13 protein-coding genes are annotated in these 16,077 nt (G+C 56.0%); 3 read left to right on the top strand and 10 right to left on the bottom strand.

Annotated elements, in window-relative coordinates; translation table 11 throughout:
- Positions 1-2: 2 nt before the first annotated feature.
- The 5 genes from rnhB to bamA all read right to left on the bottom strand — a co-directional run bounded on the left by rnhB (position 3) and on the right by bamA (position 4,737).
- The gene (gene rnhB, locus F1E05_RS13705; protein WP_150049370.1) at positions 3-596 is read right to left on the bottom strand and encodes a ribonuclease HII; all 594 of its coding nucleotides are present in this window, start codon (positions 594-596) and stop codon (positions 3-5) included.
- Positions 571-1,341 carry an acyl-ACP--UDP-N-acetylglucosamine O-acyltransferase gene (gene lpxA / locus F1E05_RS13700; RefSeq protein WP_150049368.1) on the bottom strand — a complete coding sequence of 257 codons (771 nt, stop codon included), beginning with the start codon at positions 1,339-1,341 and terminating at the stop codon, positions 571-573. The genes rnhB and lpxA overlap by 26 nt, the downstream gene beginning before the upstream one ends.
- Positions 1,341-1,784: a 3-hydroxyacyl-ACP dehydratase FabZ gene (gene fabZ, locus F1E05_RS13695; protein WP_150049366.1), complete on the bottom strand. Its 444-nt coding sequence runs from the start codon at positions 1,782-1,784 to the stop codon at positions 1,341-1,343. Before fabZ ends, lpxA begins: the two co-directional genes overlap by 1 nt.
- Positions 1,785-1,873: 89 nt before the next feature.
- Entirely contained in the window at positions 1,874-2,374 is a 501-nt protein-coding gene (locus tag F1E05_RS13690; protein ID WP_150049364.1) for an OmpH family outer membrane protein, read from the bottom strand.
- A gap of 80 nt (positions 2,375-2,454) precedes the next feature.
- Positions 2,455-4,737, bottom strand: coding sequence for an outer membrane protein assembly factor BamA (gene bamA, locus F1E05_RS13685; protein ID WP_150051994.1), 2,283 nt, complete (start codon positions 4,735-4,737; stop codon positions 2,455-2,457).
- 438 nt (positions 4,738-5,175) lie between these two features.
- Here bamA and F1E05_RS13680 point away from each other — a divergent pair, with 438 nt between their 5' ends.
- Complete coding sequence (locus F1E05_RS13680) at positions 5,176-6,135, top strand: GNAT family N-acetyltransferase (RefSeq protein ID WP_150049362.1); 960 nt, start codon at positions 5,176-5,178, stop codon at positions 6,133-6,135.
- A 45-nt stretch (positions 6,136-6,180) separates the two neighbouring features.
- On the opposite strand, the gene F1E05_RS13675 is transcribed toward F1E05_RS13680, so the two are convergent.
- Positions 6,181-8,523, bottom strand: a complete 2,343-nt coding sequence (locus tag F1E05_RS13675; protein WP_190303143.1) for a putative bifunctional diguanylate cyclase/phosphodiesterase — start codon at positions 8,521-8,523, stop codon at positions 6,181-6,183.
- Positions 8,524-8,842: 319 nt separating this feature from the next.
- Here F1E05_RS13675 and F1E05_RS13670 point away from each other — a divergent pair, with 319 nt between their 5' ends.
- Both F1E05_RS13670 and F1E05_RS13665 read left to right on the top strand, forming a co-directional pair.
- Positions 8,843-11,377 (top strand): ExeM/NucH family extracellular endonuclease, encoded by a 2,535-nt coding sequence (locus F1E05_RS13670; protein WP_150049358.1) that lies wholly within the window; start codon positions 8,843-8,845, stop codon positions 11,375-11,377.
- A 37-nt stretch (positions 11,378-11,414) separates the two neighbouring features.
- Complete coding sequence (locus tag F1E05_RS13665; RefSeq protein ID WP_150049356.1) at positions 11,415-11,993, top strand: hypothetical protein; 579 nt, start codon at positions 11,415-11,417, stop codon at positions 11,991-11,993.
- A 280-nt stretch (positions 11,994-12,273) separates the two neighbouring features.
- Here the strand turns inward: F1E05_RS13665 and F1E05_RS13660 are convergent, their stop codons facing one another.
- From F1E05_RS13660 to F1E05_RS13645, 4 genes are all read right to left on the bottom strand, one after another.
- The gene (locus F1E05_RS13660) at positions 12,274-12,729 is read right to left on the bottom strand and encodes a chromate resistance protein ChrB domain-containing protein (protein WP_150049354.1); all 456 of its coding nucleotides are present in this window, start codon (positions 12,727-12,729) and stop codon (positions 12,274-12,276) included.
- Positions 12,726-13,490 (bottom strand): superoxide dismutase, encoded by a 765-nt coding sequence (locus F1E05_RS13655; RefSeq protein WP_150049352.1) that lies wholly within the window; start codon positions 13,488-13,490, stop codon positions 12,726-12,728. The genes F1E05_RS13660 and F1E05_RS13655 overlap by 4 nt, the downstream gene beginning before the upstream one ends.
- A gap of 245 nt (positions 13,491-13,735) precedes the next feature.
- Positions 13,736-15,127, bottom strand: coding sequence for a chromate efflux transporter (chrA, locus tag F1E05_RS13650; protein WP_150049350.1), 1,392 nt, complete (start codon positions 15,125-15,127; stop codon positions 13,736-13,738).
- Positions 15,124-16,065, bottom strand: a complete 942-nt coding sequence (locus F1E05_RS13645; RefSeq protein ID WP_150049348.1) for a chromate resistance protein ChrB domain-containing protein — start codon at positions 16,063-16,065, stop codon at positions 15,124-15,126. Before F1E05_RS13645 ends, chrA begins: the two co-directional genes overlap by 4 nt.
- Positions 16,066-16,077 lie beyond the last annotated feature (12 nt).

The following is a 16,077-nucleotide window of genomic DNA, read 5'->3' as shown; positions in this document are numbered from 1 at the left end:
TGTTAATCCGAAAATTTTTTGACCGGCGCATAGCTGCGCCGGTGTTGCGGGGTTAAACCCAGGTCCGCGAGTTTGCCGAGATGAGATGGCGTCGGATAGCCTTTGTGCACGCTGAACGCATAGCCGGGAAACATGCGATCCAAGGTGGTCATTTCTTGGTCGCGCGCTACTTTTGCCAATATCGATGCGGCAGAGATGGCCGGAATCAAGGCATCGCCGCCGACGATGGCTTGTGCCGGGCAATCGATAGCCGGTAATTTATTGCCGTCCACTTGGGCGAGATCGGGTTTGACGCCTAGTTGCTTATAAGCCCGGCACATGGCGAGCAGACTGGCTTGCAGGATGTTGATGGTGTCGATTTCGCTGGCTTCGGCACGGCCTATCGCCCAACTCAGCGCAGATTGCTTGATTTGCTCGGCTAATATCAGGCGCTTGCGCTCGCTGAGTTTTTTAGAATCGGTCAAGCCGGCAATCGGTTTGCCAGGGTCCAGGATGACGGCCGCGGCTATCACCGGACCGACGATGCAACCCCGGCCGACTTCGTCCAAGCCGGCGACGAGCGGCGCTTCGTTATCTAAGGATGCCGCGCGTGACATTGCGCAAAAAACTGACCATATTGGAAAGTTCATTGCTTTCGCCAGCCATGTCTTCCATTTCTTCGATGGCGTCTTCCAGGCGCAAGTTGTTTTTGTAAAGAATTTTATATGCTTGGCGAATTTGCCTGATCACTTCCGGCGATTTACCGTTGCGCTCCATGCCGACCGAATTAATGCCGTGCGGGCGGGTGGGGCGGCCGCCGACCATGACGTAGGGCGGTACGTCTTGAGTGATGGCGCTGCCCATGGCGGAAAAACTGTATTCGCCGATCTGAGTGAATTGATGTACCAGGGTAAAGCCGCCCAGTATGGCGTGATCGCCGACGTGCACGTGGCCGGCGATGGAGGCACCGTTAGCCATGATGACTTGATCGCCTATCATGCAATCGTGCGCAACGTGGGTGTAGGCCATGAATAAATTATCGTCGCCGATTTGGGTGACAGCGTGGTCTTGTTGGGTACCGCGGTGCATGGTGCAAAATTCGCGGATGACGTTGCGGTCGCCTATTTGCAAGCGGGTGATTTCGTGGGCGTATTTTTTGTCTTGCGGGTCTTCGCCGATGGAGGCGAATTGATAAACCCTGTTGTCTTTGCCGATCGAGGTGGGACCGTTGATCACGACGTGCGGGCCAACCTCGGTACCAGCGTCTATTTGTACATCGGCGCCGATAATGGAGTACGGGCCGATTTTGACGCCTTCCGCCAATTCGGCTTTGGGATGAACGATGGCGCGCGGATCGATCATCAGCCTGCCGCCGCCGCGCAGGTAATTTGGGCGCTGGCGGCCAATTCCCCGGCCACCTCGGCCCGGCATTCGAAGGTCCAAATGTTGCGCTTGTGTTTCAGGTAGTCGATTATCAGGGTTAGCTGATCGCCGGGCACGACCTTGCGCTTGAAGCGGGCGTTATCAATGCCGGCCAAGTAATAAACGGTGCCGGGGCCTAATTTATCGTCGCTGACCGCCGTTAACAACGCCGTCGCTTGCGCCAACGCTTCCATGATCAAAACGCCCGGAAAAATGGGTAAGCCCGGGAAGTGCCCTTGAAAAAAAGGTTCGTTAAATGTGACGTTTTTAATGCCGACCAAGCGCGCGCCGGCTTGGTATTCGCTTACTTTGTCGACCAACAGAAACGGATAGCGGTGCGGCAGGTATTCCTGAATTTTTTGAATGTCGAGGGAAGCGGTCATGTGCAGCTAAATAGCGAGGATAATGGGCGGAGCAACGGTTCTAGGCGTTGCTCCCGAGTGTAGCAATGGGTTGGAAAAGCTGCTAAGGGTTATTGCGACAAGGTTTCCAACTTTTGTTGAACGCGGCTGGTGACGTCAATTGCATCGTCGGCATAAATCACGCCGTCGGTCAACAGTAAATCGAAAGATTCTTCCTTGGCCAAGGCTCTAACCGCTTCGACGATGCGTTTTTGCAGATTGCCCAATTCTTCGTTGCGGCGCATGTTGAAGTCTTCGCTGAACTCTTGTTGCGCTCTAGCGGCGTCGCGTTTTTTGTCGATGATGTCTTTTTCCAGGCGGCGGCGCTCCTCGTCACCGATGACTTCCGCATCGCGGGTCAATTTTTCTTCCATGCTTTTAATTTCCTTTTGCTGAGATACCAGTGCTTTATCCCTGGGCGAAAATTCGGTTTCCAGACGGGATTTAGCTTTCGCCGCTTGCGGGGCTTTTTCCAATACTTTGGCAACGTTGACAAAGCCGATTTTCAGCTCGGCCTGCGCAATACCCGCCGTTAACATCAGCATTAGAAACAACCAAATTCTATTTTTCATGAGTACAACCATCTCCGGGTTTGTTGGGGTTAGATCAAAAAGCGGTAGCGAATTATAAGGTAAAAACCGGGCGACCTAAACTAAAATCCTGAACCGAAGGTAAACTGGAAGTTTTGTACATTGTCCGTGCTGCTGGAGTTGAAAGGCTGGGCCACGCTGACCGAAATTGCGCCGAAGGGCGATAGCCACTGGCCGGATAATCCGGCTGATAAACGCAAGTTGTCGACCTGCCAGCCTTTGCTGACCGTGCCGGCGTCGAAAAAAGTGCCCAGCCGCACCGATTTGACGTCGCTGAGAAAGGGTACCGGGAAAAACAGTTCCGCCGATCCCAAAAGCTTGCTTGAGCCCCCTAAAGGTCGGGGAATTTGGCCATTGATGGCATTGCCGTTTTTATCTACGCGCGGGGTGTCTTTGGGGCCCAAGGTGTTTTGCCTGAAACCGCGAACCGAGCCGGGGCCGCCGCCAAAATAGTTTTCGAAGAACGGCAGTTCGTCGGTGCTGCCGTAGCCGTCGCCGTAGGCGACTTCGCCTAGCAAACGAAAAGTGAAGTCGCTGGACAGCGGGAAATAATACTGTTGCTTGTAACCGAGTTTGAAATATTCCAAATCGCTGCCGGGTACGGTAGCTAGGGCCGAAATCCGCTGCTGGCCGCCGCGGGTGGCGAATACGGCTTTGTCCAGGGTATCGTGCGACCAACCGATGCCGCCGGACAACGTCAAGAAGCTGTCGCCCTTATCGGCAATGAAATCCGTGACTTCCTGCGGGGAATAAAGGGATTCGGACAGATTGGTGTGTTTTAAATCGATATCGAACCCTAAACTGTCGAATTCGTTCAGCGGTATGCCGAAGTTCATACCGGCATTGGCGATGTCGGTGTTGTAACGGGAAATGTTGGCTTGATAGCCGTTACGCGAGGTATAGCCCAGGTCGTAGCCCAAGCTGACGCCGTCCAATGTATAGTAAGGGTCCCGATAACCCAGGTTGTAGCGCGTCAATATCCGGCTGTTGTTGAAGGCGAAATCGACTTTTTTGCCGGTACCGAAGATGTTGTCCTGGGAGACGTTGGCATTGAAAATAACCCCTTGTACTTGCGAATAACCGACGCCGGCCTGCAGGTTACCGGAGGCTTTTTCCTTGACCGAGTAATTGACGTCGATTTGATCGGCGGCACCCACCACCGGCGGCGTTTCCACCCCGACTTCCTCGAAGTAGCCCAGACGGTCCAGACGAGTTTTGGAGCGCTCGATTTTGCTGCTGGAAGCCCAGCTGGCTTCCATTTGCCGCATTTCCCGGCGAATAACTTCGTCGCGGGTTTTGGTATTGCCTTTGAAATTGATGCGGTGCACGTAAACCCGTTTGCCGGGGTCCACGAAAAAGGTCATCACCACGGTTTTATTGGCTTCGTTGATTTCCGGCACCATGTTGACGTTGGCAAAGGTATAGCCTTCGTCGCCCAGTCGGTCGGAAATCGCCTTGGAGGTTTCGGTGGCGTTTTTGCGCGAGAAGATTTCTCCGGGGCCGACTTTAACCAACTTGATCAATTCTTCCGGCTCGACCACCAGTTCGCCGGACAGTTTGACTTTTTCCAGGCTGTAGACCTCGCCTTCCTTGACGTTGATGGTGATGTAGATTTCCTTTTTATCGGCGGTAATGTCCACTTGGGTGGACTCGATGGAAAAATTGATATAACCCCGGTCGAGATAATAAGAGCGCAGTTTTTCCAAGTCCGCCGAAAGCTTTTGCTTGGAATATTGGTCGTCTTTGGAATAAAACGACAGGAAATTGGTGGTGCTGAGCTCGAAATCCTTGCGCAGTTCTTCGTTGGCGAAGGCGCGGCTGCCGACGATATTGATCTGCTTGATTTTCGCAACCCGGCCTTCGGAAATGTCGATGTGTATGCCTACCCGGTTGCGGGTGAGCTCGGTTACCTCTGTTTTGATTTTCAGGCCGTATTTGCCGTGGCTGAAATACTGGCGGCGCAGTTCCTGTTCGACTTTATCCAGTACCTGCTTGTTGTATACCTTGCCCTCGGCCAGACCGATTTTTTTCAAGGCTTCTTCCAGATCTTCCTTCTTGATGTCTTTATTGCCCTCGATGACCACTTTGGCAACCGACGGGCGCTCGGCCACGTTGACGACCAGGGTGTTGCCGTCGCGCTCCAAGGTGATGTCTTTGAAAAATCCGGTGTTGAACAAGGCTCTAATTGCGGCGCTTTGCTTCGCCTCCGTGAGTAGTTCGCCCACGCTGACCGGCAGATAGTTGAAAACGGTACCTGCGGAAATTCTTTGTAAGCCCTTAACTTGAATGTCATCGACCACGAAGCCGCCGGCGTATGTCAATTTGCCGGCCGTTAAACTCAACATTAGCAGTGGCAGTAGCGGTTTAATCTTCACTCAAGCGCTCGGAATTGAAAAAATGCGGCGATTGTAACACGTGCCCAAACTAAACCGCCCGGGTTGACATGGTAAAAAAACGTAGCGGCTAAGCGATGTAACCTTGTTGTTTTTTTTCAATAAACTGTAGAAAGTTTTCATAATTCGTCAGCAAAAAATAGCCTAGTCGATTGATTTTATAGCCGCTCGTTCGAACAGACGGAGATGGGGTTTTCGCTAGACCTTTGCCCGGCATGCAATGCGCAAATTTTTCGGCGTTATTTTTCATGCCGCAAATTTCGACAGCGCTCGACGCGTCGCGGTTGTGTTGACGCGCGGAGAGTTCCTGTGCCGATGCTCGCGACTATCGGCGCGTTGGGGAACGGGCCGATCTTACGCTATGCTTGTGCCGGTTGCGGAGTAAAAGTCATGACAATCACCAGCTATTACGTAGAACCTGCCCATTTTCGCGTCGACCGCGACGACATTTTTCGCATCAGGCAACTCGTGTTCGTCGTCGAACAGGGCATTCCCGAGGATTTGGAATTCGACGGCATGGACCCGGATTGCCTGCACGTATTGGCTCGCAGCGATGGCGGGTTGCCGATAGGGACGGGACGCCTGGCGGCTGACGGCAGTATCGGCAGAGTGGCGGTGTTATCCGAGTGGCGCCGGCAGGGAGTGGGGAGCGCGATCGTGCGGGCGTTAATCGACATTGCCCGGCACAGGTGCATCGGACAGGTCAAACTGACGGCCCAGGCAGCCGCGCATCCGCTGTATCGGCGCATGGGGTTTGCGACGACAGGCAACCCGTTCGAAAAAGCCGGAATTTTGCATCAACCGATGTACCTCGATTTGACGCCGCCACCCATGATTCAGCGTCAAACCGCCGAAGCGCGCCCGGCGAGCGTCGAGCCGGAGCGGATGGACGGTATAGACGCAACCTTGACGGCCAGTCTGGCTTTGCTGAACGATACGCGTCGGCGCATTTGCGTCTACAGCCAGGACTTGGAAATCGCCTTGTACGGGCACAAGCCGCTGGTCGAAGCATTTAAGCAGTTCGCGATTCGGCACCGGCATAGCGATATCAGGTTGATCATCCGCGACCCGTCAAGTTTGCGCCATCTGCAACACCCCTTGATCGATTTGGCGCAGCGTTTGTCGTCGCGGTTTTGTCTGCGCACCCCGGTCGAGAGCGAAGATTTACAGTTTCTACCCGCTTACATCGCCAACGACAGCGACGGCTATTGGTTCAGGCCTATCGGCAATCGCTACGAAGGCCACTGGAGTCCCAAGCAAGCCGCGCGTGCCCGCCAATTGCTGGAAGAATTCGACAAGGTGTGGGAAAGATCCCGCGTCTGTAGCGAGTTCAGAGCTTTGAGCTTGTAGTCTTGCCAACGCGTTTTGGCGGTCTCGAACCGTAAAAAGCCAAGCTCAAGAATGACGGGGGCGTTGCCGGTTTGCTTGCGGTTCCGGCAGGGTAGGCACGGGCGGGCGGCACAATGCCGGTATCTGTTCCGCCGGTTGCGGGCGCGCCAAATAATAGCCTTGAAACCGTTTGCACCCTTCGGCTTGCAAAAAGCGTAATTGTGCTTCGGTTTCTATGCCTTCGCAAACCACCGTCAGCTGCAATATGCGCGCTAATTGCATGATGTTGGCGGCAATTTGCCCGTCTATCGGGTGGGTGGGAATGTCGCGGATAAAGGCCTTGTCGATTTTCAGCTCGTCGAACGGCAGTTGACGTAGGCGCGATAATGAGGATTGACCGGTGCCGAAATCGTCCAACGCCACGCCGACACCCATGTCGCGCAGGGTAGTCAACACCTCGCCGGCGTGTTGCTGATATTGGCCTAACGCGCTCTCGGTGACTTCGAATACCAAGCGTTGCGGGGCGATACCGCTTTGCTGCAAGGCGCTTTCGATACCGGCTAACAAACGCGCATCGTGAAATTGCTTGGGCGACAAGTTGATCGATAGCCTTAACCGACAGTCCGTTTCTTGGTCCCAAGCCGCCAATTGGCGGCAAGCGGCTACGGTTACCCATTCGCCGATAGGGACGATCAAGCCGTTGTTCTCCGCGCGCGGAATGAAATCGTCCGGCGGAACCAGTCGGCCGTCGGCTGTGCGCCAGCGTATCAAGGCTTCCACGCCGATGATGCGCAGGTCTGCGTCCGCGGAACCGGCAAAGATAGGTTGGTAATGCAAGACGAATTCCTGCCGGGCTAAGGCACCTTTGAGGTCGGCGTCCAGGCGTAAACGTTGGCGGGCCTGACGGGTGAGGTCTTGGGTATAAAATTGATGGCTGCCGCTGCCGATTTCTTTAGCGCGGTACATGGCCGAGTCGGCATTACGGATCAACGTCATTGCATCGTCGGCGTCTTTGGGGAAAATGCTGATGCCGATACTGGCGCCGACCGCAACCACGTGCCCTTCCCGCAGCTGCACCGGCTGGGAAATCAGCTCGATGATGGTTTGCGCGATGCCGGCGGCCTCGGTATTTTCGCTCAAGCTCTCCATTAACAGCACGAATTCGTCGCCGCCGAGGCGGGCCAGCGTGTCGTCGGCGCGTACCCGTTTTTGCAAACGGCGGGCGATTTTTATCAACAATTCGTCGCCGTAGTAATGGCCCAGGCTGTCGTTGACGTCTTTAAACCGGTCCAAATCGACGAATAGCAGCGCCAGCGCGCCGCCGTTTCGCTTGGCGTGCGCCAATGCGTGTTTTAACCGGTCTTCGAACAGCAAACGGTTAGGCAAGCCGGTTAAAGGATCGTGATAGGCCAAATGTTCGTAGCGCTTTTGGCTTTCCTCGATTAGGCGTTCGGTTTCCAACAGTTTTTCGCTCTCGGACAACAACAAGCTTTGCCGCAGGGTGGACATCAGCAAAATCGCCGCCGTCGTAACCAGCGCGGTGATATTGGCAATCGGCAAGTCAATGTTTTGCACGATGATGACGATCAGCGTGACGCCGGCTATCAATAGCGAACTGCCGGGAATGAAGCGCTGACAGAGACGGTAAAACCTGAGGCGTTCGTTAGCCGCCGTGCATTCCAAATGCCAATCGTAAGCGGAAAATCCCAGCAGCAAGCCGGCCCAGGAAAACAGCACGTTGAGTAGGGAGCCGGCTTCCGGTTCGCCTTGCAGAGCGCGCAAATTCCATTCCATCCAGCTATAACCCAGTAAAGAGAGGCCGCTCACCAATAAGATTAAGGATGTATTGATGCGCAGACACAAAAACGGTATCAGCAGCAAGGCCAAGTTGGCGGCGCTAAGCAAGCCCAAGGGATAAATAATCAGCACGACCAGCTCGCTTAACGCGGTCAACGGAGCGTTGCTCAGGTATAACACCAAGATCAAGCCCAACAGAGCCAAAGTCATTGCCGCCGCATCGAGCTTGACGGCCACCAAGCGGGGGGCGGACAAGTGAATTTTCAGCGCTTGTAACAAGCCGATCGCGTAGCACGGTCCCAGCAGCCAGTAGAAAAAATCGGCAGGGGTCGGCATGCCGCGCCAGCCGAACAGGGCTTGCATGTCCCAAATTAGTTGTCCGACTGCATAGCAGGCCAAACCGCGGCTGAACCAGCGCCGATAGGCGGGCAAATCGGCTTCGGCCTGCCGCTCTCCGCGCCAGGCCAGCAGCCAAGCGGCGCCTATGCTCAGGGTCCAATGCCAGTTATCCAGCACCGGTAGCACATCGTCGTTGACGATAAAAGTCAATACAGTCGCAAGTGCGACGACGCCGACGCTACCGACGGCCAAAATTCGATCGAAAAAAGGCATGGCTCTATTTTGTCCAAGCTGTTTGTTAGTGACCACACTATACCTTGCCGACGGTTTTGTAGGTAATGGCTTACCGTACACTATCGGCGTTCTCGTCGACGCCGGCGCGTAACGTTCATCCGTCACACAGCCGCTTCCCTTATGCCGGCGCATTGCGCACCTAATGCCTTGACGGTTTTCTCCTAACCGTTACGGTTTTGTCACCGCTCTGACTCAATCGACGGGCAGAATCTTGGGCGCATCAACGTTAGGTTTGCGCTAGCTTTCAGCTGCATCGCTAACGCCACCACTCGACAATTCGGTATGGAGAAGAACGGTTATGTTCTCGAACATTAGGTTGAGCCCGGTCCTGATCGTAGCGGCTAGCGGTCTCATCGGCATGGAGGCCGCCCAGGCGGCGACGCCGGTATTTATCAACGAGATTCACTACGACAACAGCGGCACCGACATTGGCGAAGCGATAGAAATCGTAGGTCCCGCAGGTACCGATTTGCATGGTTGGCGGTTGGTGTTGTACAACGGCAACGGCGGTGCGGCTTACGATACTCGCTTGTTAACGGGCGGCATTGCCGACCAATCCGGCAACGGTTACGGGACGTTAAGTGTTTCGTATCCGAGCAACGGCATTCAAAACGGTGCGCCGGACGGCGTGGCTTTGATCGATGCGGACAATCGCGTCGTACAGTTTTTAAGTTACGAAGGCAGTTTTATCGCTAGCGACGGACCGGCCGCCGGCATCAGCGCCAGCGACATCGGGGTGGCGGAATCTTCCGGCACGGCGAGCGGCCTGTCGTTACAACTGTCCGGCAGCGGTAGCCATTACGAAGATTTTGTTTGGCAAAGCGAACAAGCGGCCAGCTTTGGCGCTATCAATTCGGGCCAGCAATTCGGCGATATTGGCGGCGGCGGTTCCGGCTCGTTGTGCGGGCAGGCGGCCGTTTCGATCGGCGACATTCAAGGCAGCGGCGGCTATAGCCCGTTGGCAGGCAGCGTGCAACATGTGGAAGCCTTGGTGACCGCCGGTTTTCAGGGAACGGCTCAGTTAGGCGGTTTTTTTGTGCAACAAGCCGGCAACCCGGTTAATTCCGCCCAATCCCAAGGCTTGTTCGTGCAATCCGGTTTTCCGGTCGAGGCGGGCGATCTCGTCCATCTGGTCGGTACGGTAGCCGAGACTTTCGGCATGACCCGCTTGCAAAACCTTAGTGCGGCCGAGGTGTGTAGCCATGCTAACGCCTTGCCGGAGCCGGTGCCGCTTAGTTTGCCGTTCGATGGTGCCGACAACGATCCCGAGCGGCGGGAAGGCATGTTGATCACGTTGCCGCAAACGCTTACCGTCACTGAAAATTACGATTTGGCCCGCTACGGCGAGTTCGTCTTGTCCGCTGGCGGGCGTTTAATCACGCCGACGCAGATTGCCGCTCCCGGCGAAGCGGCAGCCGATTTGGCTGCGCAAAACGCTTTGAACCGTTTGACGGTCGACGACGGCTCGAATGATCAGAATCCCGAGCCTGTGGTTTATCCCCAGCCGGACGGCTTGAGTGCCGCCAACAGCTTGCGTAGCGGCGATACCGTCAGCGGCGCTACCGGTATTTTGGCTTACGATTTCGGCGAGTTTCGGCTACAGCCGACCGAGGCGCTTGTCTCGTTAGCGCAAAACGCCCGCACGGCTAAGCCCGAACGCAACGGGCGGGGCAGCTTAACCGTCGCTAGCTTCAACGTATTGAATTTTTTCAACGGCGACGGTCAGGGCGGCGGTTTTCCGACTGCGCGCGGGGCCGATAGCGCCGCAGAACTCGCCAGACAAAAAGCAAAAATCGTGGCGGCGTTGAACGCATTAGACGCCGATGTCGTCGGTTTGATGGAGTTGGAAAACGACGGCTATTCGGCAAGCAGCGCGATAGCCGAGTTAGTGGCCGGCTTGAATCAGGCGGCGGGGCGCGATAAATACCGATTTATCGATCCGGGCCTTAGCCGGATTGGCAGCGACGAAATTACGGTCGGCCTGATTTATCGGGCCGACAAAGTGTCCGTGTCGGGACCGGCGGTGGTGCTGGACAGCCGGGTCGATCCCGATTTCTTGGATGCCAAGAACCGCCCGGCCTTGGCGCAGACCTTTTTGGACCGCGCTTCCAACAAATCCGTCACCGTCTCCGTAAACCATTTCAAATCCAAAGGTTCGGCGTGCGACGATGTCAACGACCCGGATACCGGCGACGGTCAAGGCAATTGCAATCTGACCCGGCTAGCGGCGGCCGGGGCGTTGGCCCGATGGTTAGCCAACGATCCGACCGGAATGTCGGCGGCTAACGTGTTGATTGTCGGCGATTTGAATGCCTACGCCCAGGAAGACCCCATCACCGAGCTGAAGCGGGCCGGTTATCACAACCTATTGGAAGAAAATCCGGGCAACCGGCCGGCTTATAGCTATGTATTCGACGCCGCATCCGGTTATCTGGATCATGTCTTGGCCAATCCGCAGCTCCGGGGGCAAATTCAAGACCTTGGCGAATGGCATATCAATGCCGACGAGCCGCGGGCTTTGGACTACAACAGCGAGTTTAAATCCGCCGGGCAAATCGACGCTTTCTATGCCGCCGATCCTTATCGGTCGTCCGATCACGATCCTTTATTCGTCGCCATGTTCGTACCGGGCGATTTGGATAACGACGGCGATGCGGATTTCGACGATGCGCTGGCCATGCGCAAGCAAATCGGTCAATGCGTCGGCAGGCCCGGCCTGGGCTACAACCCGGAAGCCGACTACGATGCAAGCGGTTGCGTGAGTTACGCCGATTACCGGGTTTGGTACGGCCATTACGCACGTTATCAGGCGAATGCCGGCCGGACCGATTGACTGCAACAATTTACTTTCTCTCGAATAGGATGTTGATATGAATGCGTTACGTGTGTGTTTATTGTTGTTTGCCGGAATGTTTCTGAGCGTAAACCCCATCCCGGCAGCGGCGAATTTCGGTTTTTCGTTGCAGCCGTCGGTCACCGATATTCGAGTGGGCGACGCGTTCGATCTGGATCTGGTTTTGCACGACGCCTTCTCGCTAGCGGCGGACGACGAATTATTGGCGTTCGGTTTGAACGCGCAAATTTTGGACGGTGCCGGCTTGATTTTGTTAGGCAGCAGCGTGAATCCGCTGTTTTTCGACGATACCGGCTTACTCGACTTGGATGCGGCGGGTTCGGCATTTCCCGGCATCGCGATTTCGGACGATTTCCCAGGCGATTTCACGCTGGCGAGTTTGCATTTTCAAGCCTTGCAGGCCGGGGCGGTGACGGTGGAAATCCTCTCGAATCTAAGCACCGGTTTCGAAGGCGTGTATTTTATGGCTAACGCGCCGGTAGCCATAGAGGTGCGGCAGCAAGTAACCGTTTCCAACTTACCGCTGCCGACGGCGGCCTGGTTGTTTCTGTTCGGCTTGGTGTCGCTGTTGTCCGGGATGCGTAAAAGGCTGTGACAGGTGGGCAACGCTAACCGGTAATTTTTTTGCGCCATAACGATCATGAAGGCTTGGCAATTGTCTCGGCAAATGAAAGTCGACAAGGTTCTGTCGTTAGTCTTTCGAGCGCCTGCCGCGTGACTTTCAGAGTAGTAGGTTGCCGGGGTTGATGCCGGCAACCATAACCTTCAGTCCTTGCCGGTCGGTTTGCATCCAATGATCTCAGGCGTGCAATAGGTGCCGATACCAGCAAGCTTGGCGCTAACATTCGATCGATCATTCACCAACCCCGTATCGATTAAACCGGGTCTGGCGGCCAGTTGTGCGTTTCGGCCCGGCAATGCCGGCACCAAGCGTACAGCGCATCGTAGATGACCATGCCGTGCTTGAGCATTTCCGAATCCTCTTCGAAAACCTGCGATAGCCCCAGCGAAATGGCATACAAACCGGACGATTGCGGTGTCAAATCCAGTCTGGAGGTGTCCGCCCCGCGCACAATGGCGGCTAATTGGTTTAAGGCCGGATCGTCGAGTTGATAGTGGCTTAAAAAGGCGTCGAAACTGCATAGCTCGCCAACATGACTGAGTGCCGCGCCCGGGACGTCGTAAGCTATGGCGCCGGTTTGCTCGGCAAGTTGCAACACCTGGTCGCCGGGTACGTAAAGAAATTCGGGGTCGGCATCGATGAATCGGGCAATCAGCCACGGGCAGGCAATCCGGTCGATTTTGGGCCGTTCGCGGGTGATCCATTTCATCGTAAACCGCCCGTCAACCAGAGCGGCCGAAGCTGCAATGCTTTTTCCAGCCGCGCCGCGACTGTTTCCCAATGGATGTTGCGCACGAAGGCGTCAACGTAGGTGCTTGCCGCCGCGCCGTAGTCCATCTGATAAGAGTGCTCGTACATGTCCATAACCAGGATGGGCAACGTGGCGATGGGCGCATGCAGGTGGTCCCACTGCCAGTAATTTTCCAGCAGACCGGTGTGCAAATTCAAACCCAGGGTTACCCAGCCGGAGCCGCCGCCGAGTCCCGCGCCCATTCGCTTGAATTCCTTTTCCCACGCTTCGAACGAACCGAACGCAGTGGCCAGCAATTTGCGTAGCGGTTCGTCGGGTTTACCACTGCCGCCCAGGTTGCCGAAATAGTGCTCGTGCAAGACCACGGAGCCGGTACGCATCAGCTGCTCGCGCTTGAGGTCGTTGTAGATGTACGGCGGCAGGTTGGTATCGGCTTGCCACTCGGCGAGTTTCAATTTCACCGCGTTCAAGGCTTTCACGGAGCCCCCATAGTTGTTTTCCCAGTGAGAACGGATCAGTTTTTCGGACAGACCATCCAGCTTGGCGGCATCGAACGGCAATGGCTTGGGGTCGTGGCCGGCTGCGAATGCCGAGAGAAAGGCAATGGTCGTCAAGGTTTCCTCGTTTGTATTGGCAAGTAGTTGACCGGGGGTTATCGTCGCCAGGGCGACGCCAGTGGCAGCCGTGGCGAGAAAGTCTCTGCGGGATGAATCGGACATAGCGGTCTCCTTGCGTGGTTGGGACAAATAGAACGATATTTTCACCAGGCTTTCAACCAAGACCGGATGGCCTGGAGCTTGCGAACCACCGTGCCGCGGCAGCTAGGGCTTTGAGTCGGTTGAGTTCGGCGCGTTTGCCGGAGTCTGCAACGGGATGGGCGTAGTCGGCGAAAGCCTGGGTTGCAGCATCATGATGCGGTTTTAACCGGTTAATGCCGATAGCTTGTATCCAAAAAGACGCGAGCTCAAAACATAACCCCATTCAGGGCCAGCCAGATTTTGCCGAAATGCCAGACTAGCCCCGCGCCGCCGCAGGCCAGAATCACCGGAATCACGTTCACTTTGTAACGGAACAGCGCCCAAAAAGCACACAGACTGATCAGCGCGGAAACGCCGTCGAAACGGCCCTCGAAGCCTTGCGGCCAGAACACGTGCCAAGCGAAAAACACCGCCAGATTCAGAATCACGCCCACCACGGCGGCGGTGATGCCGGTCAAGGGCGCGGTAAATTTCAAATTGCCGTGGGTCGATTCCACGATAGGGCCGCCGGCCAGAATGAACAGAAAGCTGGGCAGGAAGGTGAAATAGGTGACCAGCGTGGCAGCCACCGCACCGGCCAACAGCAATTGCTCCGAGCCGAACAATTGCTGGCTCCAACCGGCCACAAAGCCGACGAAGGTGACTACCATGATCAACGGACCGGGCGTGGTTTCGCCCAGGGCCAAGCCGTCTATCATTTGCTGCGGCGTCAGCCAGTGAAAATGCTCGACCGCGCCTTGATAGACGTAGGGCAAAACCGCGTAAGCGCCGCCGAAGGTCAACAAGGCCGCCTTGGTGAAAAACCAGCCCATTTGCGTCAGCGCACCGTTCCAGCCGTATTCGGCGCATAGCCAGCCGATGACGGCGGCCCATAAAGCCAACCCAACGACAATGACTTTGATTAAACCCGACCAGGAAAATAAGGCATGGGACGGTGTCGGCGTATCGTCGTCCATCAACGCCGGGCCGTAACTCCGTTCGGACGCGCCGTGTCCGCCGCCCAAGGCAAATTTGTCCGGTAGCCATTTGCCGCCCAAGCCACCCAAAATACCGGCCAGCAATACAATCAATGGGAACGGCGCATGCAGTAAAAAAATGGCTGAAAACGCCAGGGCCGCCATCGTCCACAATACGCTATTTTTCAAGGCCCGCGAACCGATGCGGTAGGCGGCAAACAACACAATGGCCGTCACCGCCGGTTTAATTCCGTACAACACGCCGGCTACCGCCGCGACGTGGCCGTAGGCCAGATACAACCAGCTCAAACCGATCAAAATCAACAAAGACGGCAGCACAAACAAGCCGCCGGCGACGATGCCGCCGAGGTTGCGGTGCATCAGCCAGCCGATATAGGCAGCCAATTGTTGAGCTTCCGGCCCCGGCAACACCATGCAGTAGTTCAAGGCATGCAGAAAACGTTGTTCCGACAACCAGCGCCGTCTTTCCACCAGTTCCTGGTGCATGATGGCGATTTGCCCGGCCGGGCCGCCGAAGCTGATAAAGCCGAGTTTCAGCCAAAAGCGAAAGGCTTGCCAAAAACCCACGGGGGCGGGCCGTGGTTGCGCGCCGTTTGTAGTGGTGTGGGCGGAGGGTGTCATGGGCTATTTGCTCCCTTGGTAAAAGTCGTCAGTAAACTGTCGAAAACCGCACCGGCAGCCTCCAGCAGCCGATCGTCGTCTTGGAGGGTGTCGCGCAAGCCGGCCAACACGCATTCGATGCCAATCGCTTCGGGCGGCTGCACGCCGCCTACGTCCAAAAAATGAATCAATCCGCCCAAGCGTTTCAGGGCCGGCGTTTCCAAGCCGAAGCCGGCCAGCAACACTTCGAAACTGACACGGGCGCCGACGTGGCTAAAGCGGGCGCCGTCGAAATCGAAACCGATAGCATCCCGGGGACAATCGGCGGGCGAAGTCAACCAAAGCAAACGGGCTTGCGGGTCGATATAGCGGCGAATCAGCCAGGCGCAAGCCAGCCTATCCACCCAAGGCCTTTGCCGCGTCGCCCAGGTTTTGCCTTGGAAATCGCCGATTGATAACGCGGCAATCGAGCCTTCAAGCGGATGAGGTTCGTCGGCTGACAAACTACGCGCTATTGCTAATTCCAGTTCATGCAAAGCGGTTTCGGCTTGCCGGCCGGCTTCGCCGGGAAAGAAATCTATGGCGGTCAGACTGGTCATGGCTTTACGCAGTTTGCGTGCTTGTTTGAGTTGATCATGGGCGTGATCAACGCTAATTTCGCTAAACAGCTTGGCAATGTCGGCGCATAAAACTGCGTAATCTTCGCTACGGTCAAATAGGCCGGCAAAATTGCCGCCATCCGCTTCGCCCGTCCGTAATAGGAAGGCAGTGCCGCCGGATGCTCTGACCTCAATAGCCAAATTTTCCAAGGTCTCCGGGCAGCCATCCCGATTCGGCAGCAAATAAACGCCGTCACGCAACACCGCCGCGCCCGAGGCTTTCAAGGCGCGCCAAATCCGCATCCGAGCGGTTGCGTTCTCGGTCGGCAGGCTTGTTATCAATATACACCAATAGTTCATGTAAGTAATTCT

The organism is Methylomonas rhizoryzae (genome assembly GCF_008632455.1).
Classification (GTDB): domain Bacteria; phylum Pseudomonadota; class Gammaproteobacteria; order Methylococcales; family Methylomonadaceae; genus Methylomonas; species Methylomonas rhizoryzae.
Note: the sequence above shows the minus strand (reverse complement) of the source record. Positions and strands in the feature narration are given on the sequence as shown.